The organism is Nitrosomonas aestuarii (genome assembly GCF_003046585.1).
Lineage (GTDB): Bacteria > Pseudomonadota > Gammaproteobacteria > Burkholderiales > Nitrosomonadaceae > Nitrosomonas > Nitrosomonas aestuarii.
Genome location: NZ_QAAE01000006.1, coordinates 105,651 through 132,036, shown reverse-complemented (window position 1 = coordinate 132,036; position 26,386 = coordinate 105,651). Strand labels below are relative to the sequence as shown.

22 protein-coding genes and 3 tRNA genes are annotated in these 26,386 nt (G+C 44.9%); 11 read left to right on the top strand and 14 right to left on the bottom strand.

Going from position 1 to position 26,386, the window contains the following annotated elements; all coding sequences use genetic code 11:
- Positions 1-161: 161 nt before the first annotated feature.
- From C8R11_RS07265 to trxA, 10 genes are all read right to left on the bottom strand, one after another.
- Positions 162-665, bottom strand: coding sequence for a putative ATP-dependent zinc protease (locus C8R11_RS07265; protein ID WP_107795128.1), 504 nt, complete (start codon positions 663-665; stop codon positions 162-164).
- Positions 666-1,658: 993 nt separating this feature from the next.
- The gene (locus C8R11_RS07255) at positions 1,659-2,318 is read right to left on the bottom strand and encodes a PEP-CTERM sorting domain-containing protein (RefSeq protein WP_107795126.1); all 660 of its coding nucleotides are present in this window, start codon (positions 2,316-2,318) and stop codon (positions 1,659-1,661) included.
- A 916-nt stretch (positions 2,319-3,234) separates the two neighbouring features.
- Positions 3,235-3,310 (bottom strand) — tRNA-His (locus C8R11_RS07250).
- 86 nt (positions 3,311-3,396) lie between these two features.
- Positions 3,397-3,473 (bottom strand) — tRNA-Arg (locus tag C8R11_RS07245).
- 36 nt (positions 3,474-3,509) lie between these two features.
- Positions 3,510-3,586, bottom strand: a tRNA-Pro gene (locus C8R11_RS07240).
- A gap of 278 nt (positions 3,587-3,864) precedes the next feature.
- Positions 3,865-6,315, bottom strand: a complete 2,451-nt coding sequence (locus C8R11_RS07230; RefSeq protein WP_107795124.1) for an EAL domain-containing protein — start codon at positions 6,313-6,315, stop codon at positions 3,865-3,867.
- Positions 6,316-6,335: 20 nt separating this feature from the next.
- Positions 6,336-6,773, bottom strand: coding sequence for a response regulator (locus C8R11_RS07225; RefSeq protein ID WP_107795123.1), 438 nt, complete (start codon positions 6,771-6,773; stop codon positions 6,336-6,338).
- Positions 6,770-9,262, bottom strand: a complete 2,493-nt coding sequence (locus C8R11_RS07220; RefSeq protein ID WP_244907591.1) for a sensor histidine kinase — start codon at positions 9,260-9,262, stop codon at positions 6,770-6,772. The genes C8R11_RS07225 and C8R11_RS07220 overlap by 4 nt, the downstream gene beginning before the upstream one ends.
- Positions 9,263-9,901: 639 nt before the next feature.
- Positions 9,902-11,161 (bottom strand): transcription termination factor Rho, encoded by a 1,260-nt coding sequence (rho, locus tag C8R11_RS07215; protein WP_090697080.1) that lies wholly within the window; start codon positions 11,159-11,161, stop codon positions 9,902-9,904.
- Positions 11,162-11,337: 176 nt separating this feature from the next.
- Positions 11,338-11,664 (bottom strand): thioredoxin TrxA, encoded by a 327-nt coding sequence (gene trxA, locus C8R11_RS07210; RefSeq protein ID WP_090697079.1) that lies wholly within the window; start codon positions 11,662-11,664, stop codon positions 11,338-11,340.
- Positions 11,665-12,025: 361 nt separating this feature from the next.
- On the opposite strand from trxA, the gene C8R11_RS07205 reads away from it, so the two are divergent.
- Positions 12,026-12,643, top strand: a complete 618-nt coding sequence (locus C8R11_RS07205; RefSeq protein ID WP_107795121.1) for a DNA-3-methyladenine glycosylase family protein — start codon at positions 12,026-12,028, stop codon at positions 12,641-12,643.
- A 678-nt stretch (positions 12,644-13,321) separates the two neighbouring features.
- On the opposite strand, the gene C8R11_RS07200 is transcribed toward C8R11_RS07205, so the two are convergent.
- On the bottom strand, positions 13,322-14,008 hold the full coding sequence (locus C8R11_RS07200) for a spondin domain-containing protein (protein ID WP_107795120.1): 687 nt from the start codon (positions 14,006-14,008) through the stop codon (positions 13,322-13,324).
- 365 nt (positions 14,009-14,373) lie between these two features.
- Here C8R11_RS07200 and C8R11_RS07195 point away from each other — a divergent pair, with 365 nt between their 5' ends.
- The 8 genes from C8R11_RS07195 (at position 14,374) to C8R11_RS07160 (ending at position 22,326) form a co-directional block, all read left to right on the top strand.
- Positions 14,374-15,537 (top strand): cysteine desulfurase family protein, encoded by a 1,164-nt coding sequence (locus tag C8R11_RS07195; RefSeq protein ID WP_107795179.1) that lies wholly within the window; start codon positions 14,374-14,376, stop codon positions 15,535-15,537.
- A gap of 381 nt (positions 15,538-15,918) precedes the next feature.
- Positions 15,919-16,662 carry a phosphocholine cytidylyltransferase family protein gene (locus tag C8R11_RS07190; RefSeq protein WP_244907590.1) on the top strand — a complete coding sequence of 248 codons (744 nt, stop codon included), beginning with the start codon at positions 15,919-15,921 and terminating at the stop codon, positions 16,660-16,662.
- A gap of 22 nt (positions 16,663-16,684) precedes the next feature.
- Positions 16,685-17,128, top strand: coding sequence for an HIT family protein (locus C8R11_RS07185; protein WP_244531764.1), 444 nt, complete (start codon positions 16,685-16,687; stop codon positions 17,126-17,128).
- Complete coding sequence (locus C8R11_RS07180; protein ID WP_244907589.1) at positions 17,125-18,225, top strand: fatty acid desaturase family protein; 1,101 nt, start codon at positions 17,125-17,127, stop codon at positions 18,223-18,225. Before C8R11_RS07185 ends, C8R11_RS07180 begins: the two co-directional genes overlap by 4 nt.
- A complete protein-coding gene (locus C8R11_RS07175) occupies positions 18,222-18,968 on the top strand; it encodes a 2,3-bisphosphoglycerate-dependent phosphoglycerate mutase (RefSeq protein WP_107795119.1) in 747 nt (248 codons plus the stop codon). Before C8R11_RS07180 ends, C8R11_RS07175 begins: the two co-directional genes overlap by 4 nt.
- 9 nt (positions 18,969-18,977) lie before the next feature.
- Positions 18,978-19,532: a DNA-deoxyinosine glycosylase gene (locus tag C8R11_RS07170; protein ID WP_107795118.1), complete on the top strand. Its 555-nt coding sequence runs from the start codon at positions 18,978-18,980 to the stop codon at positions 19,530-19,532.
- Positions 19,532-20,761, top strand: a complete 1,230-nt coding sequence (locus C8R11_RS07165; RefSeq protein WP_107795117.1) for a YcjF family protein — start codon at positions 19,532-19,534, stop codon at positions 20,759-20,761. The genes C8R11_RS07170 and C8R11_RS07165 overlap by 1 nt, the downstream gene beginning before the upstream one ends.
- Positions 20,758-22,326, top strand: coding sequence for a GTPase family protein (locus tag C8R11_RS07160; RefSeq protein WP_107795116.1), 1,569 nt, complete (start codon positions 20,758-20,760; stop codon positions 22,324-22,326). The genes C8R11_RS07165 and C8R11_RS07160 overlap by 4 nt, the downstream gene beginning before the upstream one ends.
- Before the next feature lie 51 nt (positions 22,327-22,377).
- Here C8R11_RS07160 and zapD read toward each other — a convergent pair whose 3' ends face one another.
- Positions 22,378-23,133 (bottom strand): cell division protein ZapD, encoded by a 756-nt coding sequence (zapD, locus tag C8R11_RS07155; RefSeq protein WP_107795115.1) that lies wholly within the window; start codon positions 23,131-23,133, stop codon positions 22,378-22,380.
- Between the two features lie 197 nt (positions 23,134-23,330).
- On the opposite strand from zapD, the gene C8R11_RS07150 reads away from it, so the two are divergent.
- Positions 23,331-23,849, top strand: a complete 519-nt coding sequence (locus C8R11_RS07150) for a GlcG/HbpS family heme-binding protein (protein WP_107795114.1) — start codon at positions 23,331-23,333, stop codon at positions 23,847-23,849.
- Between the two features lie 9 nt (positions 23,850-23,858).
- Here the strand turns inward: C8R11_RS07150 and C8R11_RS07145 are convergent, their stop codons facing one another.
- Entirely contained in the window at positions 23,859-24,602 is a 744-nt protein-coding gene (locus C8R11_RS07145; protein ID WP_107795113.1) for an EI24 domain-containing protein, read from the bottom strand.
- 561 nt (positions 24,603-25,163) lie between these two features.
- Between C8R11_RS07145 and C8R11_RS07140 the strand changes: the two genes are divergently transcribed.
- Positions 25,164-25,556 carry a hypothetical protein gene (locus C8R11_RS07140; RefSeq protein WP_090697062.1) on the top strand — a complete coding sequence of 131 codons (393 nt, stop codon included), beginning with the start codon at positions 25,164-25,166 and terminating at the stop codon, positions 25,554-25,556.
- 138 nt (positions 25,557-25,694) lie between these two features.
- Here the strand turns inward: C8R11_RS07140 and C8R11_RS07135 are convergent, their stop codons facing one another.
- Positions 25,695-26,270 carry a hemerythrin domain-containing protein gene (locus C8R11_RS07135; RefSeq protein WP_107795112.1) on the bottom strand — a complete coding sequence of 192 codons (576 nt, stop codon included), beginning with the start codon at positions 26,268-26,270 and terminating at the stop codon, positions 25,695-25,697.
- Positions 26,271-26,386 lie beyond the last annotated feature (116 nt).

Here is a 26,386-nt window from a genome sequence, read left to right as displayed (position 1 = left end):
AAAGCGATACGAGGTGGCAACGATATCTGATAAGCGTGATCAACTTGAAGGTGTCATTCATTGAGGGTGACACGCCGCTTATCGTAGACGGCGCGCACAGATACTGGTATTGGTAAGCGAATGTGCAGGGATGCACGTTTCTGGACAGGTGATAATATAGATTACTGTTCTAAATCAATGACTACTTCGCGCTTCATCCAGTCTCGTCCAACAAGTAATTTGTAAGTCATTCTGCTGCGATCGCGTAAATTAACATCGATTGTTTTATTAATTTTGTTCCAGCCAATGCGTAACGGAACATTGTAACGATACTCGACGCCTTGTGAATTTCGAACTTTGGTTACAGAGCTGATTCGCCTGGACATCGACCATTGCTCACCTTTCTCATTAACGATGGTAAAGCTGACCTGTTTACCGACATTTTCCTCCATGGATTCTGCTGCATCTTCTACTTCAATATCTATGGCGTGAATAGATGTACTTTTTGCGCCACTATCAATACGTGCCGAAAAGCGTGCCTGACTTTCAATCCAGAAGTGCTCTTCTGGACTGATTACTTTTTTATGCACATCAATGCTGTCTAGTGCTAAGGCCGGGAAATGTATTCCCATGCCAAAAATGAAAGGTATGAATAGCAAAAGTATCTTTTTAAAATATAGAATCATAGTATCTTCCTTATAATGCAAAAAAGTTTTCTTTTTCTTAACGAGAGATTCTCAGCATGCACCAATATACTTTTTCCTGAGCACATTATTCAAGCAGTTTTTACTGTGTTTGCCAGTGAGGACTCATGAACCGATATTAAGCCTGACGATGGAATCGTGCGTTTGATTCTGGATTGCAACAGACCTGTATTCCGCGAATGATTGTTGTTTCTTCATAAAAGTTTTGATTGTTTCAGAATTGACGCTGCTTTGTGATCTCTGCGCACATTATCCATGTGCTGTGTTCGTTGTTCATGCAGAAATGTCTGGTGTGGTTACCATTGAATTGCATGACTGAAGACGCATTGATGCCGTTTGAAAAGCTTCTTAGGCGGCCTGAAACAGGAACATGACGACCGTATTCGAGATGAAGTTCAGCAGATTAAATTACTACATTTACATTATACAGCAGTCATTGGCTGTAGTATTTATGTCCAGAATAAAATCGCGCTGCCAATAGAGCGCAAAAGCAGCAGGATGATAAAAATCATTAAACGGGGTGTGCCAAAATTAGTCAGCTGTGTTTTTATGCGTTAATTTCTGAAGGTGCGTTGTTTTTGATTATTACAAAATTAGCTTATTATACGAATCTAGGAATGAGTTATGTTTTGATTATTTTGTTCTTGGAGAGCAGAGAGACTCCCGTGAGCAATAAAGCATCTTCTGATCATTACAGCATAGGGGGCAGGTTTTTTACAGAGGCTATTCTTGCGCTACAAGTGGCAATATAACCGATGACATTAAACAGCAGTACTCAGATTAGCATTCGGATAAGAACTGGCAATTTTCAGTTATTCCCGAACCTGCCAGCGTCGGCTGGCAGGTTCGGTGAAATCGGCGAGTCAGTGCAAAGCTAATTAATAAATCCAGATCGACAGTATTTTTTAATAGCACGTCTCGCTCAGCTAGACGATTATTTCTGAGTGCACGTCTCAGTTGACTTTGAGGTGTATATTAGAGAAATCGGTGCCTGCCTATTAATGTGCCAAACAAACCAATTGCTAGAAGGCTAATAATTCCTGGTTCAGGGACTTGGTTTGGGTTTGGGGTGGGTCTGGGCGTGGATACTTCGGCAGTAAATCCTATGTTCTGGAAATCAACTTCTCTATTGGTGCCAGTTAAGAACGCCGTCACAAATTGAACATTCAACGGTGCGGCAAGGGGAATGTCCTGTGCTAAAATCCCAGGAGAGCTGCCTAATGCAGGCACAATTCCTAACGTTCCTACCTGGGTGTTAGAGCTATTGAAAAAAGTGAAGTTAATATTATCTACATCATAACCTTCACTTGTATAGTTCCAGAAGTGCAATGTTCTTAAGTCAAATTCCTGGCCAAAGTTGAACTGAAGTTCCAGTCCACCACCCACATTGGTTGCTGTGAACCAGATGTGAGTATTTTGATCGTGAAATTCAGTCGCAGTAGCAGAAGGTGCGTCAATCACTTTATCAATAGTGTTGCCGCCGTTAAACGTATTGTTAAAACTGCCAGGGGAGGTGCCTGCTCCAACCGCAACACTAATATTAGTGTTATTGAGATAAACTGGTGCGGCAACAGCATTTGTGATGTTGAAAGCTGGCAGTAATAACATCGTAAATATGATTTGTCGTATGGACATATTTCTTTCCTCTTTTTTTATTCATTTGTAGTGTTGAGAAACACGTAAGTAGTCAAAGCAAAATCCGTGCCATAATGTTATTTTAATAAAATCAACTCATTAACTCTGCGATGATTTTGGGGAGTAAAGAATCTCGACACCTTCGGCTTTGTTATCATGGCTCTCGGGTTATGTTTATAGGGTTACGTTATAACGATTATTACTATCACAATCTAATTATCTCAAAGAATTTGCAGGCGATAATGAAAAAACTTCCTGAGAGGATTTCTGTTTTCGAAAGACAGGAAACTATTTTTAACAAAAGAAGATAAGAATTAAAAATTGCGTCTATGAATAATCCACAGCAAAGATAATTTTGCTGTGGGTAAGTAAAGTGATACTGTAATATCAGGACGTTATTCGCGGACGTTATTCGCGCTCAAGTTTGCCATCGCTCATGCAGTTATCACCTTTTTATGTCGTCTAGCCATCATCTTGCGTCATGACGGAAACATGCTTACCGCTTATTATTAATCGCGTTATGTTTGTTGATACCTGACTCGGTTAGTGCCATATTTCTGGTTGGAAAATAATGACATGAATGTTTCCTGAATCAGATTCCTGTCTGATATTCAGGTTGTAATCTGTTGGTTATGATAGACAGCTTGCTATTTTATAAGTTTGTTTGTGAAATTACCTAATATATTGATCTATCATCATAAAATACGATTTATAATGGTGTATAACCAAATGGGATACTGGCTGGTAAAAAGATATAGCTGTCCACAGGCTCGAGTGGCGTGATATTCAAATGAGTTAATAATTGAAAACTAAAATACAGGAGGAATGAATAGATTGAGCTTTCTGGGCAGCGTCCTTTTTCGTGTCTCGCAGAAGGAGCCAGGGTTTGGTCAAGTTGTTCTAAGTGATTGATTTATGGGGTGGCTGATGGGGCTCGAACCCACGACAACCGGAATCACAATCCGGGACTCTACCAACTGAGCTACAGCCACCATTAAAAAATAAGCATTTATGCTTATTTTACACAAACTGATGTGGTTTAGAGTGTAAAAGACCAACTATTAGATAGAAATATAACTGGCGTGCCCGACAGGGATCGAACCTGTAACCCCCAGCTTAGAAGGCTGGTGCTCTATCCAATTGAGCTACGGGCACCATATCGAGCATACCCTATATATCTAGGGCTGTAATTGGTCGGGGTGGAGAGATTCGAACTCCCGACATCCTGGTCCCAAACCAGGCGCGCTACCAGGCTACGCTACACCCCGGAAAAGCCGACACTATACTCTTTCATCTGCTAAAGGTCAATTTACAATTGCTTTATTTGTCGTCAGTAATTCGTTTAATAACCCGCTCAGTCCGCTAAACTCCGACAGAACCGGGCGATCTGAATTCTGCCCTTTCTTATAAAAGATTTGTTCAATGGCGAATTGGTAGTTGTGCTGGCGTGAAAGCATGAAAGAGAGCCGGTGGCCCAGGCTCAATTTTGCCTGCTGCAACCTGATCATCACTATTATTAGCACCAGAACTGCTATTCCTGTTAATGCTATCTTCTTTGTAAAAATTTCATCAATTCAAGCCAGGGTAAGGGTTTGCTTATATAATATCCCTGAACCATGTCGCAGTCATGAGTGCGCATGAACTCTAATTGTTGCACGGTTTCAACACCCTCAGCAATTACCTCAAGATCAAGTTTATGCGCCAGCGAGATGCTTGCTTCAGCGATCGCAGCATCGCTTGGGTCATCGATAAGGTCACTGACGAAAGTCCGGTCGATTTTCAGTACATTAAGCGGAAAACGTTTTAAATAAGCCAGTGACGAGTATCCGGTGCCGAAATCATCAATTGCGATCCTTGCACCTAGTCCATGTATCGCTCGCAACGTTTCGGTGGCACTTATTGGGTCTTTGATGAGAATATTTTCCGTAATCTCAAGTTCCAGCGCTTGTTGAGGCATCTGTTCGTCTTGTAAGGTACGCTTTATCTTGTCGAACAAATACTCATCACTAAACTGAGCTGCAGAAACATTGATGGAAACATGAAAATTATCAAATCCCGCTTCACGGATTGTACGGTGAGCCCTGCAGGCCTGCCGCAACACCCATTCGCCGACAGGAATAATCATACCCGAATTTTCCAGCAAAGGTACAAAATCCGCAGGTGAGACAAGTCCGCGCACCGGGTGCTGCCAGCGAATCAATCCCTCCATGCCGATAATACGATTACTGCGTAAATCTAACTGGGGCTGATAATGTAGCAAGAATTCCTCACGGTCTAAAGCCAGGCGCAAGTCTTCCTCCAGCTTCAATAATTCATGACTACGCGCATTCATCTCGGATGCATAAAAACGATATTGGTTTGGTCCACTCGATTTAGCCCGGAACATGGCAATATCGGCATGATGTAACAGATCTTCTATCTGATCGCCATCGTGCGGATACAAGGCAATACCGATACTGAAAGTGATATAGATGTTTTGCGATCCGATAAATATTGGACGCTCAAAAGCGGTACGTAGCTTTTGCAACAATCGAAGTACATCTTCCGAGTTTTTGATATCATTAGCTACGATGGTGAATTCATCACCGCCGTGACGCGCAACTGTATCGTTTGAACGAAAGCAACCCTTTAGCCGCTGAGCTACCTGCTGCAACAAGGAGTCCCCGGCTGCGTGGCCCAGGTTGTCATTGACTCTCTTGAAATTATCCATATCCAGGAATAGTACGGCAACATATTCGCCGTGCCGCTTTGCATATTCCAGCGCTGACGTAAACCGGTCAACAAGAAAAAAACGATTTGGCAGATCGGTCAGACGATCGTGATTAGTCTGGTGTTGCAGTTCAGCCTCAAAATGTTTCCGCTCTGAGATATCCCTCATGATGGTCGACAGATACTCAATACTGCCATCGGTATTCCGGTGTGCCAGTATCACCTGTGAAACCGGCAACCTTTTTCCTTTAGCAACTCGTAAAACCGTTTCCCCATTCCATATACCATACTCGCGGACAGCTAACAGAGCTTGAGAGATGTGTTGTTGCGCTGTGTCATTATGAACCAGATCCTGTACATGGCGCGTACTGACTTCTTCTTCGAAATCTAAACCGAGAAGCTGGCGCCCAGCCTTATTCAAATAGCGGATACGCCCATCTTGTTCAAAAATAGCAACGAGATCAGGCGTTGCCTCCAGAATAGAAATCAGTCGGGCGTTTGCGTGCTCAACATATACGCGAGCAGTAATATCTCTGCCGGTAGAAACGAAATGAGTAATGTGCCCTTGTGCATCTTTCAAAGGCGTGATCACCTTTTCCTCATGAAACAATTCTCCATTCTTGCGACGATTGATCAAAGTGCCTTTGAAAATGTCACCACAGTTGATGGTGCGCCATAACTGCTGGTAAAAAGCAAGATCATGTTTGCCAGACCTGAGGATAGCGGGCGTATTCCCGTTTATTTCATCGGCAGTATAGCCAGTAAGCGTTTCAAAAGCCGGATTGACATATTCGATACGTCCTTTGGAATCGGTAATAAAAACACTGTCAGTTGCCTGCTTTACAACCAGCGACAGCTTGCGAAGTATCTGTTCAGCGTGACGACCCTCTCGACGCGCCTGAGCATCACGTAGTTCGCGCTGAATCGTCGGCAGCAAGCGGTTCAGATTATTCTTCATGATATAATCATGTGCACCGCTTTTCATGGCTTTTACAGCAGTGTCTTCACCGATAGTTCCCGAAACGAAAATAAAAGGAACATCGGGGTCGAGCCGACGAACGGTTTCGAGTGCATGGGTACCGTTCAAGTGAGGCATGGAGAAATCTGAAATAATGATATCCCATGATTCCTGTAGCTTCACAATTATGTCGCGTTCGGTATCAATCCGCCTCCAGTCAAACACCAATCCTTCTGACTCTAGGTGGTCTACCAGCAGTTGTGCATCATCTTCTGCATCTTCAATGAGCAATATACGCAAGGGTGTTGTATGATTCTGAGTATTCGGCATGAATACTTTCCTAATTGATGTCAGCCACGTGGCGCTTCATTCAGCAATAACCAGTAGAGTCCCAGTTGTCCCGCTGCTTTGATAAATTGATCGAAATCAACAGGTTTGCGTACATAACTGTTGGCTCCGAGCGTATAACCTTTGAGTCGGTCCTCTTCCTCATTGGACGAAGTCAGAATTACCACTGGCAGCAGCCGGGTGCGTTCGTCGGCACGAATACGCCGCAATACTTCCAGACCGTCTATCTTCGGTAGCTTTAAATCCAGTAACACGACTGCTGGCCAGTCCATAGCATCGCGTCCTGCGTAAGCACCTTCACCAAACAAGTAATCGAGTGCTTCAACGCCGTTACGCGCTACAATTACGTTATTTCCGATTCGATTTGCCTCCAGTGCTTCCAGCGTCAATAACTCATCATCCGGGTTGTCCTCCACCAGCAGTATCGTTTTATCGTTCATTTGTTTTCTTTCTCGTTCAATGTAAAGTAGAAAATAGCGCCTTGATCGACAGCACTTTCAGCCCAGATGCGGCCACCATGCTTGTGGATTACGCGCTGCACAGTGGCTAGCCCGATACCGGTACCAGAAAACTCGCTGGCATCATGTAATCGTTGAAAAGCACCAAATAATTTGTCCGCATAAGCCATGTCGAATCCGGCGCCGTTATCACGTACGTAATAAGTTAACTTTTCGTCAAGTTTGCAACCCACTTCAATCCTGGCTTCGGAGCGTTGACTGGTAAATTTCCAGGCATTGCCCAGGAGATTATCCATAACCACGCGCAGCAAATGCACATCGCCCTGAACGGTGATTCCGGGCTGCACCGAGAACTGTACCGCTCGGTTCGGTTCGTCCTGACGCAAATTTTCGATTACCTCGCTGGCAAGCAGCGAAAGATCGACTGATTTCCATTTGAGTTCTGTACGGGTAACCCGCGACAGCTTGAGCAGATCGTCAATGAGACTCGCCATACGTTGAGCGCCAGCACGTACTCTGGAAAGCCGGTCCCGTCCCTTGTCATCCAGACGATCAGCATATTCGTTGAGCAATGTGCGGCTGAAACCATCTATGGCCCGCAATGGTGCGCGCAAATCGTGGGAAACAGAATAACTGAATGCTTCGAGTTCCTGATTGATTGTTTCCAATTCCATCGAGCGGACGCGCAAACTTTCGTTCAATTGCTGGACTTTGCGTTCCGTTTCCTTGCGTTCGCTGATGTCCTGCATAATGCCGTCGAAAAAGATTTCTCCGCTGGCATCTTTCTTCATCACGGCGGTTAGCGCAGCATGAAATTCTCGCCCCTGCATTGTTTTCAAACAAACTTCGTGATCGCGAATATGGCCCTGGCGTATCACCGTGTCGATGAAAGTTTTTCGATCAACCGGATCGCAATACGATTCGCTGAAGGGATGAGAAAGCAGTTGTTCAGTGGATTCTGCTTCAAAGATATCTACCATTGCCTGATTTACTTCCAGGAACTTCCCTATTTTATCGGGTTTGTTGCGATACACGCCCACAGGCAGGTTATTAACCAGTTTTTCGTAACGGATTCTGGTTTGTTCCTGTACTTTTTCAGCCTGCTTACGCGCAGTAATATCACGAATGATACTGGTTACCAATAAACCCTGTTCCGTTTCCGAGGGACTTAAACTGATCTCCACCGGAAATTCACTACCGTCGCTGCGTCTTGCATATAGTTCAAGACCAGCTCCCATGGGACGGACAACTGGATTTGCAAGATAGTTTTGCCGGTGAGCGGGATGTGTGGCACGAAACCGCTCGGGTACCAGCTTTTCTATTGGTTGTCCGATCAATTCATCTTTTGTATAACCAAACCACTTTTGCGCCTGCGCATTCACCATGGTAATGCACCCGTTTCTATTCGTGATAACAATGCCGTCCGGGGCCAATTCGAGCAGTCCGCGATAACGTGCTTCACTGCTGCGCGCATCCGCTTCAGCTTGCCGTCGTCGCATATCGTGATAGGTAATTATCCCACTCAACAGTGCCAGTAAAGGTGCCAACACCATGAATGCAATGATCAGATCGCGAACATGTCCAGCCATGCTTGCACTAATGCTTGAAGGCGGAATATGAGTAACCGCTATCCATTGTTCGTTCCCAACATACTCTTCTGGCTCAGTCGACGCTATCTTCGCTGTCGCCGGCGTTATTCGAGTATAGGTAAACAATCCTTTCTCGTCCTGCCACTGGTTGATTTGAAGGCCCTTCAGCATAGACAACCAAGTGTCCTCTCCGTATTCATGACCGAAACGCATCGTTTGACGGTCCGGATACATAAATCCCCACTCCATATCCGGGTGTGGGCCCAGTATCCAATAGCCTTCTTTGTTAAGGAACCATAGACCGCCAGATTTCTTGTCGGCGATCGCACGCAGACGATTAAGCAATCGTTGGCCTCGGTAATTAAGCACGATGAGGCCTCTTTTTTGACCCTTGCTGTCGAATACCGGTGTGCTTAGATGTATCGTCGGTTTGATTGGCTGTTCGATGACGTCGTGCTCAATATTAAGATCGAAAGGTGACATAAAGACGGCCTGCTCATTTAGTGCAAGGGTTTTTCTTACGTAATAACTATCCAGTTTACTCTGTAGTTGTTCCTCTGCAACCACTTCCGGCTTGCCGTCGTTCCAGTTGACCCGCGCTAGTTCTTGTCCATGCTGATCTAAAAAACGCACTTGATCATAGAGTCGTCGACTTCGGGTGAATGCGAGAAAATCGGCGTTGAGATGTGATCGAATGACAGGATCTCCCGTATTCAGCCATTGCTGCAGTGATGAATTTTCTGCAAGATACAATGCATCGCCGTGTAATACTCCGAATACAGCATCAACAGTCTGGCTGGCAAGCTGTATTGATTGCTGTTCGTTGGCTTGCATGATCGTAAGGGTTGTATCCAAATGAGTACGATAAAGAAGCCATAGCATTGCAACCAAAATTAAAATTAATGGGAGAGATAGGCGTAAGAAATGTTTTGTGAACTGCCAGTTCAATGTGTTCTTTAAATTCGATGCCATGAATGCCCAATCAATCCAATATTGTGAAGAATTTTTAATTCCTTAGGATCCGTTCAGACTCTTCTTGGAATTAGAGCCATAAACTTAACAGCTTGTAGAGAGCAACCACTGCCTGAGATGATTGCCAAAAGCCTTCAAAGTCTATACATAATTTCTTTTATTCCTCAATAAATAAAAGGGGTATTCAGTCGCCTAATGCCGCTTGACATTGATTCGAGTTTGTGAAGGTGTTATGTGTGGTTGCCTGGGCGCCTGTCAGTTTCAATTCACTTCATTTCAAACAAAAAATTGGCCTGTGTAGTCGTGTTCAACTAAAGCCATTTCTACCGCAGTCAGTGATCTTGTTAACAGAACAGGAGGGTTGTGCACCCATAATCTGCAGAAAGCGAGTGGAAAAAACTATAAAATATGACCACAGCAAGACTGCTTTAAAAATGAGCAATTTTGTAGTAATAGATTCGCGAAAACGATCGAATTACTTACAAATTATTAAAAAAGGAATTTCAGGTTAAGGTTTTGGGTTTTTCTGCAATCTGTTAGATTAAAGAATTACACTCTTCTCATGGAATCGAAGAAATCGGAATTGTTTTTGGTTGCTTTGATTTTGTCCAACAGAAATGCCATTGCATCCATATCATCCATCGGATGTAGCAGTTTGCGCAAGACCCAGATTTTTTGCAGCACATCGGGTTCTATTAATAATTCTTCTCTGCGTGTTCCTGATCGATTGACATTAATGGCCGGGTACATCCTTTTTTCGGCCATGCGACGGTCCATATGGATTTCCATGTTTCCGGTGCCCTTAAATTCCTCATAAATCACATCATCCATACGGGAACCGGTATCAATCAGTGCCGTGGCGATAATTGTTAGCGAGCCGCCTTCTTCAATATTGCGTGCGGCACCGAAGAAGCGTTTGGGCCGTTGCAATGCATTGGCATCGACACCGCCCGTCAAGACCTTTCCTGAAGCCGGTGCAACAGTATTGTAGGCGCGCGCGAGGCGTGTGATTGAATCGAGCAGAATGACGACATCCTTTTTATGTTCCACCAGACGTTTGGCTTTTTCAATGACCATGTCCGCCACTTGAACATGACGCATGGCCGACTCATCAAATGTGGATGAAACCACTTCGCCTCTGACCGAACGAATCATTTCCGTGACTTCCTCAGGACGCTCGTCAATCAGTAGCACCATGAGAATGACATCGGGGTGATTGGCTGCAATGGAGTGCGCAATATGTTGGAGCATTACCGTTTTACCCGATTTCGGGCTGGCGACCAGTAGGCCCCTCTGTCCTTTGCCTATCGGCGCAATTAAATCTATGATCCGGCCAGTTATATTCTCTTCCGCTTTTATATCGCGTTCGAGTCTGAGTGGTTCGGTTGGGAATAATGGTGTCAGGTTCTCAAACAGAATTTTATGTTTTGAATTCTCGGGTGGTTCGTTGTTGACTTTGTCGACCTTAACCAAGGCAAAGTAACGTTCACCATCCTTAGGCGGACGAATTTCGCCATCAATTGAGTCGCCTGTATGCAGATTAAAGCGCCTGATCTGGCTCGGTGAAATATAAATATCATCTGGTCCGGCCAGGTATGATGTGTCCGGTGAACGCAGGAAACCAAAGCCATCCTGCAAAACTTCAAGTGTGCCATGGCCATATATGCTTTCGCCCTTTTTGGCTTGGTTTTTCAACAATGCGAAAATCAGGTCCTGTTTTCGCATTCTATTGGCACCATCTACTTCATTGGTGGTGGCCATTTTAACTAATTCGGTAACATGAAGATGTTTGAGATCAGATAAGCGCATGAAAAGATTCTTTGAAAATAGAAACGTAGAGATTAATGAAATTTAATGTAAATGGTGAACGTTGGGAGGAAAGTCGTTGCTGATGGGATAATTAAAAACAGAGAAAGAAATCAGGCGAGTGATTCATTACTAAACCACTTAGCCTGTAATTTATTCAGTAAGCGAGCATAGCCACTTTAAAGATGGCTGTCAACAAACGCGGTTAATTGAGATTTCGACAATGCGCCTACCTTTGTTGCTTCAATGTTGCCGTCTTTGAACAGCATGAGTGTGGGAATGCCCCGTATGCCATATTTTGGCGGCGTTACCTGGTTTTCGTCAATATTCAACTTGGCAACCTTAAGGCGGCCATCATAATCACTGGCAATTTCATCCAGAATGGGTGCAATCATTTTGCACGGTCCACACCACTCTGCCCAGTAATCAACCAATACAGGCAACGAAGACTGTAAAACCTCTGCTTCAAAATTTGCATCAGTAACGTAATGAATATGCTGACTCATATGATCCTCATTGAAAATTATTTGCGGTACTTTTTTGTAAAGTAATTAAATGATGAATTTGGGTAATGAATTAGGATATTTGAAAAAATATCCTTGTATAAATAAGAAAGACGATCAAAAATCTGTTTAGCTTCCTATGCTATATAAAAATCGGGCAAAAGGGAAGCGCCAATCGCTATGAAACGATTGATTCACATTGAAATCATACCAGAAGTATAATGTTTTGCTCTTTACAGAGCGGGCTTAATTGATAAATTTTACTTCGTTTCTAAAAAACAAATCATAAAATTAATAAAAACCCAAAAAATTTGGGTTGCTGCTTTATGATAGATTCATCTGTTTAAATACATTTTTTCCTCAAATGAAACCTTCCTACTGGACACAGGCTATACAGGATCTGGCCTCGCGTGATCAGGTTATGAACCAATTGATTCAGCGTTTTGATGATATCGCGCTCAGATCACGCGGCAACGCTTTTTCAACACTTGCGCGATCGATTGTCGGTCAGCAGATTTCCGTTACAGCAGCAGAAAGTGTCTGGCAAAAAGTGATCAATGCTGTTCCGGATATTACGCCGGATACGATTCACGCAGCAGAAGAAGGCCTGCTGCGTGCCTGCGGATTGTCGCACAGAAAAATAACCTATTTGCAGGATTTGTCGCGGCATTTTCGGGAAGGGATGCTAGACGTATCCACATGGGATGCGTTGAGCGACGAAGCGCTCATTGCCGAGTTGGTACAAGTGAGAGGCATCGGTCGTTGGACAGCTGAAATGTTTCTGATTTTTCATATGTTGCGTCCGGATGTATTACCGCTGGACGATATCGGATTGCAACGTGCTATCAGCCGGCATTACTATGACAGCGAGCCGGTTGATAAAAAAATAATGCAGACTCTCGCCCGGTCATGGCAACCTTGGCGCTCTGTTGCAACCTGGTATCTATGGCGCAGCCTGGATCCATTGCCAGTTGAGTATTGATACTCTTTTTGATGGGTCTGGATGGAGTGAAGTTGTCTTTGCAGTTGCGCAACACAAAGCTACTGAAAATAATTTTTCTTATGCAAATGAATTAAGTTAAAAATAAATAGTGGAAGCCGCAAACATTAAGTCAGCTTCATAAAACTGTATCCTGTACCTGATGCCCCGCTAAATTTAGCGGATTGTTGAAAAACTAGCCTGAATATTGTATCAGTAGGTAAAATTTCAACCTGCAACCTATATGTCTAATGATCTCTGTAACTGCGTCTTTGGTCGCGAGCACGCCAAATTCAATAACAGTTCGGCGTTTAACTGCCAGTAACTGGTGCGATATTCAGGCTGGCTGCGTTGCCACTGCTGTGTTAAAAAAGTTCGAAATGCTCATTGATTATGCATAAGCTCCACTTCTTCTTACTGGACAAATTATGTGCCACGCTCTTCGGGTCACTTTCAGCCGTTCATAATCTGCCTGTAGCAATATCACCTGTTTTTGTCTTGCATTTGCTGCTTCGAAAATATTTTTTAACCGCCTGTTAGGTTAACAAAGTACCAGACAGAAGCAGATATAAGCGCTGTCATTTGGTTTCGCTGTGTATTTTTTGAGGCTTGTTTGGCCTAAACTGGTTGTGTGCTGACTTATGATGTAAATATACGCGAGTACGCAATCTGTGCAGTCTGTTATTGTATTCGAGTGATGGTCACGACGGCAACCGGATTTTTCCAATCATATTCAGCCGGGTTTACTGTGGCAGTCAAACCTTTAATGCCGCGGTGAATATGTACAAATCCTTCCCCCGTGTCATCTGGGGACTGCGCTGTTCCTCCGCATAACGGGCCCGGAATGTCGGCACAGGATTCGGTGTTGGTTTCCGTGCCGGCATCATATGCATTCAAGTGATAACGTACACTTCCAGTTCGCGGCAATTCCATATTATTTAATGCAATAAAACCGTCATTTGTCGGCAGCATCATTGCAAATAATGAAATGTTGCTCAGTGTCTCATCAACATCCAGTAATTCTACTGTCTGCTTCCTTCCACCGGGTAATAATCCGTTTCCGACGGTATAAGAAACAAAATTCTGTATTGATTCCTGGTCTAAAATGGCAATTATGGGGCCTAGATTTCCTGCCTCCGCTATTTCTTTTAATGCATTATTGATTTGCCCATTTAACAAACCAGCCGTGGTATCGTTTAAATTATCACCTGCAGCGAAAAAAGATACGGGGACATGCGCAATCACAATTCGCGGCGTAAAAGCAATTTTATAGGTTAGGTTGGTGATTTCAATGCGATAATCAGCGGCGATGACAGACTGGCTGACACAAAATAGTGCAAGACAGATCATTATTTTTTTAATTAACATGAATGATGTCCTCTTCAATCGTTAAAAATGGGAACAACCAGTTTGTGTTCATTTGTAGTGCAGTGAAAACAGGCCGTGTCATCACTCCGGACTCTATATACCTATCTGTAATAGAATTCAAAATGTTATAGCTTCTAAAACTTTGATAATGTAACACATAGATGTATGTTATTAAACAATTATTTTGTTTTTTGTTAGTGTAAAAAATTAATAAAAAACGAACTGTAGTGATACAAAAATATCAAAATTGATTTATGCTTATATAAACATTTGGGATTACTGTGTTCCAGATAAACCGATCGGCACAAAAAATGAATTTGAAGTGCTGCCCTAGTAGATTATTGTTTTTTTACCTATTTCATCCAATGACACTTAACTATTTTGACCATAATGCCACCACTCGGGTGGATGATGCAGTGATGGAAGCGATGTTGCCTTATTTTCAGCAAGAATTCGGGAATGCATCCAGTCGGCATGCATACGGATCGACAGCCCGGCGTGCGATTGACAAAGCGAGGGAGCAGGTAGCTGACACGATTGGCGTGCAACCGATGCAGGTGGTTTTTACCAGTGGCGGTTCGGAAGCCAATAATCTGTTCATTCGTGGCGCTGCAGATAGCCTTAAACCCGGTCATATTTTTATTAGCGGAATTGAGCATCCATGCGTTTTAAAACCGGCGCAGGCGTTAGCGTTACGCTCTGGTGAGCGTTGGGTCATGCACCAATTGGCTATTAATAAACTGGGACAGGTGGATGTGGGTGCGGCAAATGAAGCATTGTCCGTGCAAAAACCTGCGCTGGTTTCAGTGATGCTGGCGAATAATGAGACAGGCGTGATTCAGGATGTTGCAGCCGTTGCCGAAATAGCCCGATGCCAGAATAAGGATGTGTATGTGCATACCGATGCAATACAAGGCTTGGGTAAAATCCCGGTCGATTTTGCAGCACTTAACGTGCATGCAATGACATTGTCGGCGCATAAAATTTACGGACCGAAGGGTGCCGCAGCGTTGATAGTCGATAAGCGTTTGCTATTAAAACCGCTGATTTATGGTGGTGGCCACGAAAACGGACTGCGTTCCGGTACGGAAAATGTACCGGCGATTGTGGGGTTTGGCGTGGCTTGTGAGCTTGCTAAAGCACGCACTATGGAGACGGCACAGCATGTTGCCCAATTGTGTGAAAGACTGGAACAGGGGTTAACTGAAATGGGAGCGGTTATCTTCGGTGCAGGTGCTGAACGTTTACCCAATACTTGTTATTTCGCCCTGCCGGATATGGAAGGCGATACGCTGGTGGTGAAACTGGACAAGGCGGGCTTTGCGGTTGCCAGCGGTGCGGCTTGTTCCAGTGTTAATCCGGGGCAAAGTCATGTGCTGGAAGCTATGCAAATTAACCCGCTGCTTGCGCGTTGCGCGGTGCGTGTCAGTCTCGGGTACAGTAATACTATGGAGCAAGTTGAGGCATTCTTGCAAGCGATAAAAGAGATCGTGGCTGCGCTGAGAAGTATGAGTAGTCTAACGCTATAGCGGGTTAAAAAACTGCCTGCGTAGCTGATGCCTTGCTCTGGTTGTTTTAACAGACCATTGTAATTGTATCCAGGGCAGGCGGCGCAACGCAGAAACAAGTGACAAAATTGCAGTAAGCAGATTTGAAAGGCTTAAAGCCGGTCCTAAGGGCAAGGCATATAATGTGCTGAGTAAAAAGCGAAGCTTGTGTGAAATCAATTGAGCATTTCGAACTTTTTAAACGCTGCAGTGGCAAAGTAGATAGCTTATCAACAGCCTGTTAATCCATTTTTCAGCAACCTGCCTCCGTTTTATTTATGACTGTCCGCCAAATTTCAGCAATAGACGAAGCATTCAGGTTAAAATCAAGTACTCTACCATTAAAAAATAGTTACTGAATTTGTGAATGCTGTAAAAGCCATTATTTTGAGTGCCGGACAAGGGCGGCGTTTGCTGCCACTGACCGAAAATTCCCCCAAATGCCTGCTCCCTGTCGCCAATAAGCCTGTGCTCGCTTGGCAGATTGATGCGCTGCAGACTGCAGGCATCGATGAAATTGTCATAGTTGCGGGTTTTCAGGTGAGGCAGATAGAAGCATTGCTGCAAGCGCGCTATGCGGATCGCAGCAGTATTAGAATTGTCTTTAATCCTTTTTATGAAGTAGCGGATAACCTGGCCAGCTGCTGGCTGGCCCGTTCGGATATGAGCAGTGATTTTTTGCTGCTGAACGGAGATACAGTTATTGAGCCCAAATTAGTGTTGCAAGTATTGAATTCACCGTCTGCCCCGATTACACTGAGTGTAGATTTCAAGAAAAGCTATGATGCAGATGACATGAAAGTGCAACTCAATACGGATGGCTGGGTGAAGCAGGTAAGCAAGATTGTGCCGCCGGATCAGATTGATGCAGAATCAATTGGTCTGGTTTATTTTCGCGAACATGGCCCTGTCTGCTTCCGTCAGGCGATAGAAGCTGCGTTACGTCATCCTGCTGAGCTAAAGTCCTGGTACTTGTCCATTATTGACAAGCTGGCAGACCAGCGTCTGGTGAATGCATGCTCTGTAAAGGGATATCGCTGGTGTGAAATCGATTTTGTCGAAGATCTGGCCCGAGCGGGCATGCTTTTTAACCAGGAAGGCGATTAATAAAGTTTAAAGAGGGGCAAGTGTGAATCTACCTGTTCTCAATGCAACCATGCGCAAGTTTGGCGCACCACAAACAATTATTCACTCGTTTCAATACTGGAGTGTGATGCTGCGCCCCGCCCAGGCGACGCTGGGCGCGTTAGTTTTAGCCGCACATGAGCCTGTAAAGGCATTTTCAGAGCTGAGTCCAGCATGCTTTGCTGAATTGCATGCAGTTACTGGCCAGATTGAGCACGCACTTGCCAAAGCGTTTCAATATGACAAACTGAACTACTTGATGCTGATGATGGTCGACCCGGATGTGCATTTTCATGTCATTCCACGTTATGAACAATCAAAGCAGTTTGCGGATAAAGTGTTTGTCGATGCGGGTTGGCCTGCTGTTCCCGATCTTGGGCATGTGAATGAAACCGATGAAAAAATAAATCAATTGATTATTGATCATATTAGAACCTGCTGGTCATGAAAGAAGTCGCAGAACCAATTAAAATGTCAGAAACGGGTGCAGAAGTATTCCCGCTTCGTGAGGCGCATAGCCTGGTCAGTGATTTGATGACGCCCAATCCATGGATTTACTGGGCGGATTTTCTATTCAATATTATTGTAGCTTGGGCGGCATTTATTACCGCACTCACTTCTCCGCTTTTTTCATTGTGGCAGATCGCCGCATATACGGTGGCCGTGTTTACGGTATACCGATCGGCTATATTTATACACGAACTGGTGCATTTGAAAAAAGGTTCATTTAAAATTTTCCGATTGGTGTGGAACTGCACTTGCGGCATACCCTTCATGATTCCATCATTTACCTATGATGGCGTACATAACGAACATCATAAACGTGACATTTACGGGACGTTCCAGGATGGTGAATATGTGCCGTTCGCGACTAGGAAGCCGATAGAAATGGTTAGTTATGTTTTATTGTCCTTTTTGTTGCCGGCGCTGCTGGTGATCCGTTTTCTGCTGCTAACGCCACTGTCTTATCTGATTCCGCCATTACGCAAGGTCGTATGGGAGCGCGCCTCATCGTTGACGATCGATCCCGGTTACAAACGCCCGGAAAATGCAATTCGTAATGACCATAACTGGCGGCAACAAGAGCTGGCCGCATTTTTGCTGGCCCTGGCAGTGATCTCGCTGGTGCTGCTGGATGTGCTTTCGTATGCGGTGTTAATACTCTGGTATCTTATTGCGGTGATGGTTTTTATTTTGAACTCACTGCGCACGCTGGCTGCGCATGCCTATCGTAATCCAGGTGCTGAGTCTATGACTCATGCAGAACAATACCTGGATTCTATCAACGTACCCGGAAATCCATTGATTACACCATTGTGGGCGCCAGTTGGATTGCGCTTTCATGCGACACATCATTTGTTTATGAGCATGCCCTACCATAACCTCGGAAAAGCGCAACGACGCCTGGTCACCGGACTTAGTGACAATACGCTTTATCTGACGACCATGCGTAATAGCCTGTGGGATGCCTTGACACGTATCTGGCAGGAATCCGCTCAATCCAGTACGTCCGATATGCAAAAAAGTACGCACGATAATCCATGATACCGGAAGTTTCAGCGCTAAAAAAACCCATTCAGGCGCCGATCCGACTTGTATTGTTGCGACACGGTCAGAGTGTCTGGAATCGGGACAAGGTATTTACCGGCTGGAGCGATGTTGCGCTCAGTCCTAAAGGTCAGCAGGAAGCGCAGGATGCTGCACATCAGCTGCAGCAAGCCGGGTTTGCATTCGACAGTTGCTTTTCCTCTACGCTGCAGCGTGCGCTGGAGACAGCGAAAACGGTTTTATCAGTTATGGAACTCAATGAACTACCTATACAACAATGCTGGCGCTTGAATGAGCGTCACTATGGTGCATTGGAGGGTATGGGGCGCTGGTCTGCGCTGAAAAAATTTGGCGTCTGGCCTGTTTTGCGTACACAAATACGGTTTGATGGCGTGCCTCCCAGTCTGGCGTTAGATGATGCGCGTTTTCCCGGTAATCATTCACACTATGGTATGGTAGAGAAGGATGTGCTGCCGCGTGGTGAGAGTCTGAAACAGGCGGGAGAGCGGCTGCTACCTTTCTGGCAGGAAGTCATTAAACCTGAATTGCTGCAAGGTAAACGGGTGTTGATTGTTTCGCATAAAAATGTGCTACGTACATTGATGATGCAACTCAGTAATCTGTCGCAACGGCAGGTGATGAAATTGAAGCTGGCAACGGGACGGCCGCTGATATATGAACTGGATCACGAATTGAATGCCATTCAGCATTATTACGTGGATGAAATGCCGGGAAAATGACTGTTTGCAATGACGACTATTTACAGTTTTGCGCCGATTGTTGATCGGCATGCCGAGATTCTCATACTGGGAAGCATGCCGGGACGGGCGTCATTGTCAGCCAATCAATACTATGCCTATCCGCAAAATGCATTTTGGCGCATTATGGGTGAGTTATTGGATTTTAATCCGGCAGTTGCTTCTTATACGGAAAAAACAGCTGCTTTGAAAAAGGCGCACATTGCACTCTGGGATGTTTTGCAATCCTGTAGACGCAAAGGCAGTCTTGATTCCAGTATTGAAACCCAGTCACAGACTATCAATGATTTTCAATCCTTCTTCCATCAGTATCGCCGGATTAGATATGTTTTTTTCAATGGCGGAAAGGCTCAAACTTGTTTTAAGCGATATGTGCTCAATAAAGATATACCGGACTCAATCCGGTGGTTGCAATTGACGCGCTTGCCCTCCACCAGTCCGGCTAATGCCACCTTGTCTTTCGCGCGCAAGCGAGAACAATGGCATCAATTATTGAGCGGCGGGTTGCCTGTTCCGTATCACAGTAATGAAAAGATTTCAGTCTGATGAAATGGGATAATTTAGGAAACTGGACCGATTACTGGAAGCATCTGCGATCAGTATTGCTGGATCCGAGCGTGGATGCAGCGTTGCTTGAAAAATCGCTGCGTGAGGCACGGGAGAAGATACCTGTGCCGGTGTTATGGCTGGTTGGCAAGACACAGGCGGGTAAAACATCAATTATCCGTGCGATGACAGGCAGTGAAACCGCCGAGATCGGTAACGGTTTTCAACCATGCACCCGGCAATCCCGTTTTTATGATTTTCCAGCGGATATGCCGGTAGTCCGGTTTCTCGATACGCGTGGATTGGGTGAAGTATCCTATGATCCGGTAGAGGATATCCGCTATTGTGAATCCAAGGCACATTTATTGATCGCGGTTATGAAAGTTGCGGATATCAGGCAGCAGGCGGTGTTTGATGTGCTGCATACAGTGCGTGAGCGTCATCCGGAATGGCCGTTGCTGATTGTGCAAACCGGTTTGCATGAGTGCTATCCAATCGGAGGGCGGCATATTAATCCCTGGCCCTATGACCAGGAACCTTTGCCGGATTCAGTGCCCGTTGATCTGAAGCGCGCTTTGCATGCGCAACGTGCTACCGCTGCACAATTGCCGGGCCATGCGCCGGTACGATGGGTGGCAGTGGATTTGACCCTATCTGAAGACGGATTTGATCCGCAGGATTATGGGTTGGAAGCCTTGTGGGTGGCGATCGAATCTTTGTCATCGCTGGGTCTGGAAAATCTGTTGAGCGGCGATGAGGGGGTGCATGATCTGTTTGAACGGGCTGCGCATCAGCATATTGTGGGTTATGCAACCACAGCGGCCGGTCTGGGTGCCTTGCCGGTGGTCGATCTGGTGGCGGTTTCGGCCGTGCAGGCAAAACTGCTGCACAGTCTGGCCGCTTTATATGGTCAAATCTGGGATAAGCGTACTATTTCCGAGTTTCTGGGCCTGATGGGCGCGGGCGTTGCAACCGGTTATCTGACGCGATTGGTCGGCCGCGCGGTTACCAAGTTGATTCCGTTCTGGGGGCAGACGGTGGGTGCGGTATGGGGTGCCAGCGCCAGCGGTGCGGCAACGTATGCGTTGGGTAAAGCCGCCGTGTATTTTTTCGTCAGACACCGGAATAACCTGCATGTAGATTCCGCTACAATTCGACGCATCTATGCAGAAGAACTGGAGCGCGGCGCAGCTGTCCTGAAAGACCGCTTGCGGGGCAGATCTGAATGAAGTTATTGCCTTATGGTATAGACTCGCTTCGATTGCTGGCCTTTATGCTGCTGATTTTGCCGTTTCTGGCATTATTGGGTTTTGGAATGGCATGGCTGTGGCAGCATGGTTTTTTGCTTTTCTGGGCGTTTGTCATGTTGCTGTGCAGTGGTCTGGGTTATGGGCTGCAACAGTGGTTGCTGCGGCGCGACCGTAAACTGCTCGCAGAAGCGGCTACCGAGCCTAATCCGGAATGGCCGCTTAGCGCAGATGATGCGTGGCAGCAGGTTCAGACATTGGCAGAATCCTGCAAGCCTGAAGACTGGCCGCTGGAAAAAGGTGACTGGATATTGAAGCTGGGCCAGCGCGCAATGGAAACGGTGGCGCGTTGTTATTATCCGGATGTTGAAAAACCGCTGCTTGAGCTCACAGTACCGCATACCTTGTTGGTAATCGAGCGGGCGGGCCACGATTTGCGCCGGGATGTGACTGAAAACATACCTTTTAGCAATCGCCTGACAATCGGCGATCTGTTCCGTATGCAGCGCTGGAGAAACAGAGCGGAGCAGGTGTTTAATGTTTACCGGGCGGGCAGGGCGATTGTCAATCCGATTGATGCGCTGCTCGGTGAGGCCTGGCGGCATCTGCGCGAGCGCAGTTTTTTGCAGGCGCGTGACGAGCTGCATCGCTGGTTTTTGCGCACTTATATTCGCAAGGTAGGTTATTACGCCATTGACCTTTACAGCGGGCGTTTGGCGCTCACTGACGATGAGCCGGTGACGTCACGGACATCCCAGTCCAGTGCGGATATGGATAATCTGGATAAAACACAGAATGCGGCTGGCAGTATAGAAGAACCGTTGCGTATTCTGGTACTGGGTCGCACCAATGCCGGTAAATCAAGTTTGATTAATGCCCTGTTTGGAAAATTGACCACGGTTTCAGATATCCTGCCAGACAGTACTCAGATGCTTAAACCTTTTGTCTTGTCTCGGGAAGGATTAACTCAGGCACTCATATTTGATACCCCAGGATACGACAGCGAATATTTTGACACCAAGCAGTTACAGTTTGCTGCGCAGGATGTTGATCTGATCTTATGGGTCAGTCCGGTAAACCGGCCTGACCGGCAGACCGAACGTGATTGTCTGGATGCTTTGCGCATTTTTCAGTCAACACAAATGAATCGTCGTCCGCCACCATTACTGGTGGTTGTCAGTCATATTGACCGTTTGCGACCGACAGGTGAGTGGTGCCCGCCATACGATTTGATGCATCCGAAAAATACTAAAGCCGCCAACATGCGCGCTGCCGTGCATGCTGTCGCTGATGATCTTGCGGTGCCGGTTGATCATGTCATTCCGGTATGTCTTATGGAAAATCATTCTTATAATGTGGATGATGCATTATGGGCTGCTATTCTAAACTGCCAGGAAGAAGCTTTAAAAATACGGCTGCTACGTTGTGTGGATGAAAAGAAAAAAACAGAAAACTGGACATTGTTACGTCGTCAGATGATTAATGCAGGGCGCTTGCTCAGACGCCTGCCCGAAATGCTGGATAAACAAAACGCGAGTAACAAGTGATGTATGGATTGCAAGGAAGTCAGGGAGCCTTCGAAACCGAATGAAACAGTGCTACAGATTGCAAAAAGTAAGCTCAAAAGTGACATCTTTCTCATAAACTTTGACGCGCTGTCCGGATTGTGAGGGAATAAATCGGATGTTCAGTGCGTATTTATTGGCACTGACTTCTGGAACACAAGGAAAATCCTCGCTCACTCTGATGCGAAGCAAATGTGCAAAATAATCTGCGCCGGGTTGTTGGAAGATCCCTTGCTGTGCGACGTTTTGTGTGGTTTTTCCACTGTTTCTCAATAAATAAAGTACGATGCCAAAGGCATTTCGAATGGGCAGCAACGGCGCAAGCCATTCGTTAAAATCCTTGCGGCGCAATGCCGGATCCAGATTCAGCCAGTAATGATATGAGGGCAAATCAAATTCACATACTCCGCCTGGGATACTGGTGCGTTGCTTAATGGCCATAAGCCATTCATTCTCACGCAAGTGCTCGCCAGCTTTGCCGGATATTTGTAGCATGGATCGAAATGTGGTCTGAATGTTATCCAGTACATTATCCAGCGCAGTTTCGGAGATATCCGGGTTTTTACGCAGCACTTCCAGTATCTGTTTCTGACGTTCAAGTTCTTGTAATAAATCAGTTTTGATATCTGCACGGCTGGTGACTTCCAGTACTTCAAAAAGTGTTATCAACGAAGCGTGGTGCTGCAGCGGAGAATCCTTTGCAGAGAAAAAATCTATTTTTTTAAACAGATCTTCTAATCGTAGCAGGGTGCGGATGCGTTCATTAAGCGGGTGTTCGTAACAGATCACGGCGGGGTATTTTTTAAATGAAAAGAAAACCGAATCTTGCCTTATGCGATCAAAATATACAAATGAAAATTTGTTATTCTGGCGGGAAATTTCGGCAAAAACATTTATAGTGAAGCTGCTGTCATGCCGGGGTTGTAATCATCCAGAGAGTATTTACAATAGGTTTTGTCAGAATATTATTAAAGGAAATTTATGTCATGAATATCAACAAAGTTCAACGTATTATACTTATGATCGCGTCATTATTTCTCTGCCTGTTTTCAGGTGTATCATTTTCCAAAGAAAAGCCGGAACAAAATATCTTGACAATGGAGTCATCGGTCAAGGCTGCAATGGCGGTTATCAAGCAGTGCGAAAATGACGGATTCAAGGTCAGTGTAGCAATCGTCGATCATGCCGGCCTCCTGAAAGTGCAATTAAAAGCTGACGGTGCCGGGCCGCATACGCTCGACAGCAGTCGCCGCAAGGCTTATACCGCCAACAGCTTGCGTGGGCCAACGCAAAGGTTTGCTGAATTGATTGTTAAAAGCCCCGATTTGCATAGCCTCGCCCGCATGAATGAAAGCATTCTCTTGCTTGGGGGCGGTTTCCCGATAAAGCTGGGTGGTGAAGTCGTCGGCGGAATCGGTGTGGGTGGCGCACCCGGGATTAAATTTGACGAGGTTTGTGCGCGAGAAGGCTTAAAGGTATTGCACGCTGAGGATTTGTTTGAGTAATAGCATACGTTATACGTTGTCCACAACAGTTGCCTGCGCCGTATGTGCACGATTTTTTTCCAGACGCGCCAATTCATAATGTATAAAAGCCAGCGCAGTGAGCACGGGAGCAAAAAAATTGATGATCGGAATATATTGCAGGAACCCGGTCAACAGACCCAGATTCCATAAAGGAAGCCGGCTGGAAGCCAGCAGTTTTTTTATCTCATCATGGTTGGCGTGTTCCGATAACGCATCGTAGCGAAATAATTGCTGATTTAAAAATGCTGCGGCTATGAATGGAACAATAATACCTGCACCAAACGCCCATAATGGTAATGTAATGATCCAGATCAAAATATATATGAATGTTGCATAAAGCGCATTCACAACACTGCCCGATATCGTGCCGCCACTTTCGCGTTTCAGATGTGGGTAGTGCCTTTTTGCGACATGATTGATTAATGCAGGCATGGAAAAAATAGCCGTAATAATCAATGTGGTGATAATGACCAGGGGAATAAAAAAAAGTATATGAATAAACCATTGAATACTGTAAGCAAGCCAGCCTGGCGCCTGGCCTTCCATCCATTCTCTGAAGCCGAATTCAGCAAAACCCAGAAAAATCAATTCGGAAAATGTATCCCAGAACAACCAGCCGATAACAAACCATAGCAGGATTGATACCAAAATCGGCCATACCATAATCCATATCATTTTAAACCGCAGTAAATCACGCGTAGCATACGCAATGGCATTTAAAATTTGTGACATAAATTCTTTATAATTAATGTTTAATGGCGATGAAGTTTATATACTTTTAGAGCCTATTTTAATGGAATTTATTGGAAAAACCACATAAATGAATGAACTAATACATTTGAAGATTTTTTCAGACTTGCATCATGACAGTCATTGTCAGTGAATTATTCGCTTTTGTTCTGTTTCATTGGAAACGCATGGCCGGCAGTTCTACCTGGGCCATGCGGTATCCTTCAATGTTTGAAAAATTTTCCTGATCTTACTCTCTCCTTATCTTTACTTTAGGTGGCATGCTATTCAAGTATAAATAAGAATTATTGGATACAAAGACTGTAATAGTAAAGTGAAAAAAGGTGATCCATGTTTTTAGTACAAGTTTTTGGTTGTAAAAGCTGATCACATATTGCATAGTTGATCCCTATGCAATTCGACATGCAGGTATCACTGAAATTGTTTGCTCTTTTTTACAATAAAGTGATTCAAAAATAGCAATTTTAAAGATACCCTTCACATGATGTTGTCGACAATGATGTGTTTCATTTAATCAAAAATTATTAACAAGGAGAATTCTTGATGAGTATGGAAAGTGAATTCAAGGCGAAATTCGGAGGATTCTGGAATTCGTTGGTGATATTGCTTGTGATTATTATTTGCCTGCGATTTTCCAGTATTGAACTGGCGGGAGAAGATCTGGGGACAAGACTGAGTTGCTCGCTTCATTTATTTCTGAGCTGTATTGGCGCAGGTGTTGTACTGGGTATTTTGCGCATCTTTTTGTCATTTTCAAATGATACATATACGCGTGCACCAGCCTCGGCAAATTTTACCACGGGTGTGAGATTCGGGATTGTTGCGGGCGGTACGCTGATTTTAATCGTGGGCATGTTGCAGTTGGAAAATTTTCTCGGACCGTTACAACCCATTGTAGACGCGCTTTTTGGTAAGTTATACGCATTATTTGAATAATTTTTGTTAAAAACCAAAGAGTCAGCTTTTATTGCTGCTTGCTTGTGGCTGACTCTCGATGTTTTCAAATGCTGTTGCTACATCTGCATGGGTCAAATCAAGTCCGGTTCCGGTTTGCTTCTATAACCATGTATGGTTTTATGCCTGGTCGCTTTGCTTGTCTTTTTCAAGTTCGAGTATATGGCGGTATAGATGGTCATATTCTTTTTTGGACGGATTGTTGAAAAGTGGATCGCTTTGTAATTTGGTCGCTTTTTCAATTTCGTTCCATTCTTTTTCGGAAAATGCAGTATTCATTAATGGGTAAATGAATTCGTTTTCTTTCTCAAGGTGTTGTCTTTGTAACGCAATAAAGTGACGAGCACCTGTAAGCAATTCTTCCGCCGATACAATGCAATCTTCTGCAACACTGTTGAATAACTCGCATATCTTTTTCGTTTCCAGCATTATTTCCTCGTGTTCGTCTTTGAGTTGTTCAATCAAATCACTTTCCTGAACGTCTTTTTCGAGGAGTTTGTCGAAAATGATATTTTCAGTAGGGTGATGCCATTTGTCTGGATATGTCTGAATATAATCCAGCGCGCTGAGAATGATATCGAGATCAGCACTTCGTTTGCTGTCATAGTCGTAGCAGCCAATCTCGTGACTTAGACAACTGAGCAGTCTTTGTAAATGATGATGGTCGGTGTAAAGCTGGCGTTGAATTTTATGCATGGCAACTTCCTCCAATAAGGTTTACCGTCTAATGGCAAAGATTAGCATGGTTCGTGGTCGGATTCATTGTGACCTGTCAAACAAACATTAATGGGTGTCATAAACCAGAAAAACGT

Excerpts from the sequence above, each read along its gene's own strand:
- C8R11_RS07265 (WP_107795128.1), bottom strand. The coding sequence starts at position 665 with ATGATTCTATATTTTAAAAAGATACTTTTGCTATTCATACCTTTCATT.
- C8R11_RS07255 (WP_107795126.1), bottom strand. The coding sequence starts at position 2,318 with ATGTCCATACGACAAATCATATTTACGATGTTATTACTGCCAGCTTTC.
- C8R11_RS07230 (WP_107795124.1), bottom strand. The coding sequence starts at position 6,315 with ATGCCGAATACTCAGAATCATACAACACCCTTGCGTATATTGCTCATT.
- C8R11_RS07225 (WP_107795123.1), bottom strand. The coding sequence starts at position 6,773 with ATGAACGATAAAACGATACTGCTGGTGGAGGACAACCCGGATGATGAG.
- C8R11_RS07220 (WP_244907591.1), bottom strand. The coding sequence starts at position 9,262 with ATGCTATGGCTTCTTTATCGTACTCATTTGGATACAACCCTTACGATC.
- rho (WP_090697080.1), bottom strand. The coding sequence starts at position 11,161 with ATGCGCTTATCTGATCTCAAACATCTTCATGTTACCGAATTAGTTAAA.
- trxA (WP_090697079.1), bottom strand. The coding sequence starts at position 11,664 with ATGAGTCAGCATATTCATTACGTTACTGATGCAAATTTTGAAGCAGAG.
- C8R11_RS07205 (WP_107795121.1), top strand. The coding sequence starts at position 12,026 with ATGAAACCTTCCTACTGGACACAGGCTATACAGGATCTGGCCTCGCGT.
- C8R11_RS07200 (WP_107795120.1), bottom strand. The coding sequence starts at position 14,008 with ATGTTAATTAAAAAAATAATGATCTGTCTTGCACTATTTTGTGTCAGC.
- C8R11_RS07195 (WP_107795179.1), top strand. The coding sequence starts at position 14,374 with ATGACACTTAACTATTTTGACCATAATGCCACCACTCGGGTGGATGAT.
- C8R11_RS07180 (WP_244907589.1), top strand. The coding sequence starts at position 17,125 with ATGAAAGAAGTCGCAGAACCAATTAAAATGTCAGAAACGGGTGCAGAA.
- C8R11_RS07175 (WP_107795119.1), top strand. The coding sequence starts at position 18,222 with ATGATACCGGAAGTTTCAGCGCTAAAAAAACCCATTCAGGCGCCGATC.
- C8R11_RS07170 (WP_107795118.1), top strand. The coding sequence starts at position 18,978 with ATGACGACTATTTACAGTTTTGCGCCGATTGTTGATCGGCATGCCGAG.
- C8R11_RS07165 (WP_107795117.1), top strand. The coding sequence starts at position 19,532 with ATGAAATGGGATAATTTAGGAAACTGGACCGATTACTGGAAGCATCTG.
- C8R11_RS07160 (WP_107795116.1), top strand. The coding sequence starts at position 20,758 with ATGAAGTTATTGCCTTATGGTATAGACTCGCTTCGATTGCTGGCCTTT.
- C8R11_RS07150 (WP_107795114.1), top strand. The coding sequence starts at position 23,331 with ATGAATATCAACAAAGTTCAACGTATTATACTTATGATCGCGTCATTA.
- C8R11_RS07145 (WP_107795113.1), bottom strand. The coding sequence starts at position 24,602 with ATGTCACAAATTTTAAATGCCATTGCGTATGCTACGCGTGATTTACTG.
- C8R11_RS07140 (WP_090697062.1), top strand. The coding sequence starts at position 25,164 with ATGAGTATGGAAAGTGAATTCAAGGCGAAATTCGGAGGATTCTGGAAT.
- C8R11_RS07135 (WP_107795112.1), bottom strand. The coding sequence starts at position 26,270 with ATGCATAAAATTCAACGCCAGCTTTACACCGACCATCATCATTTACAA.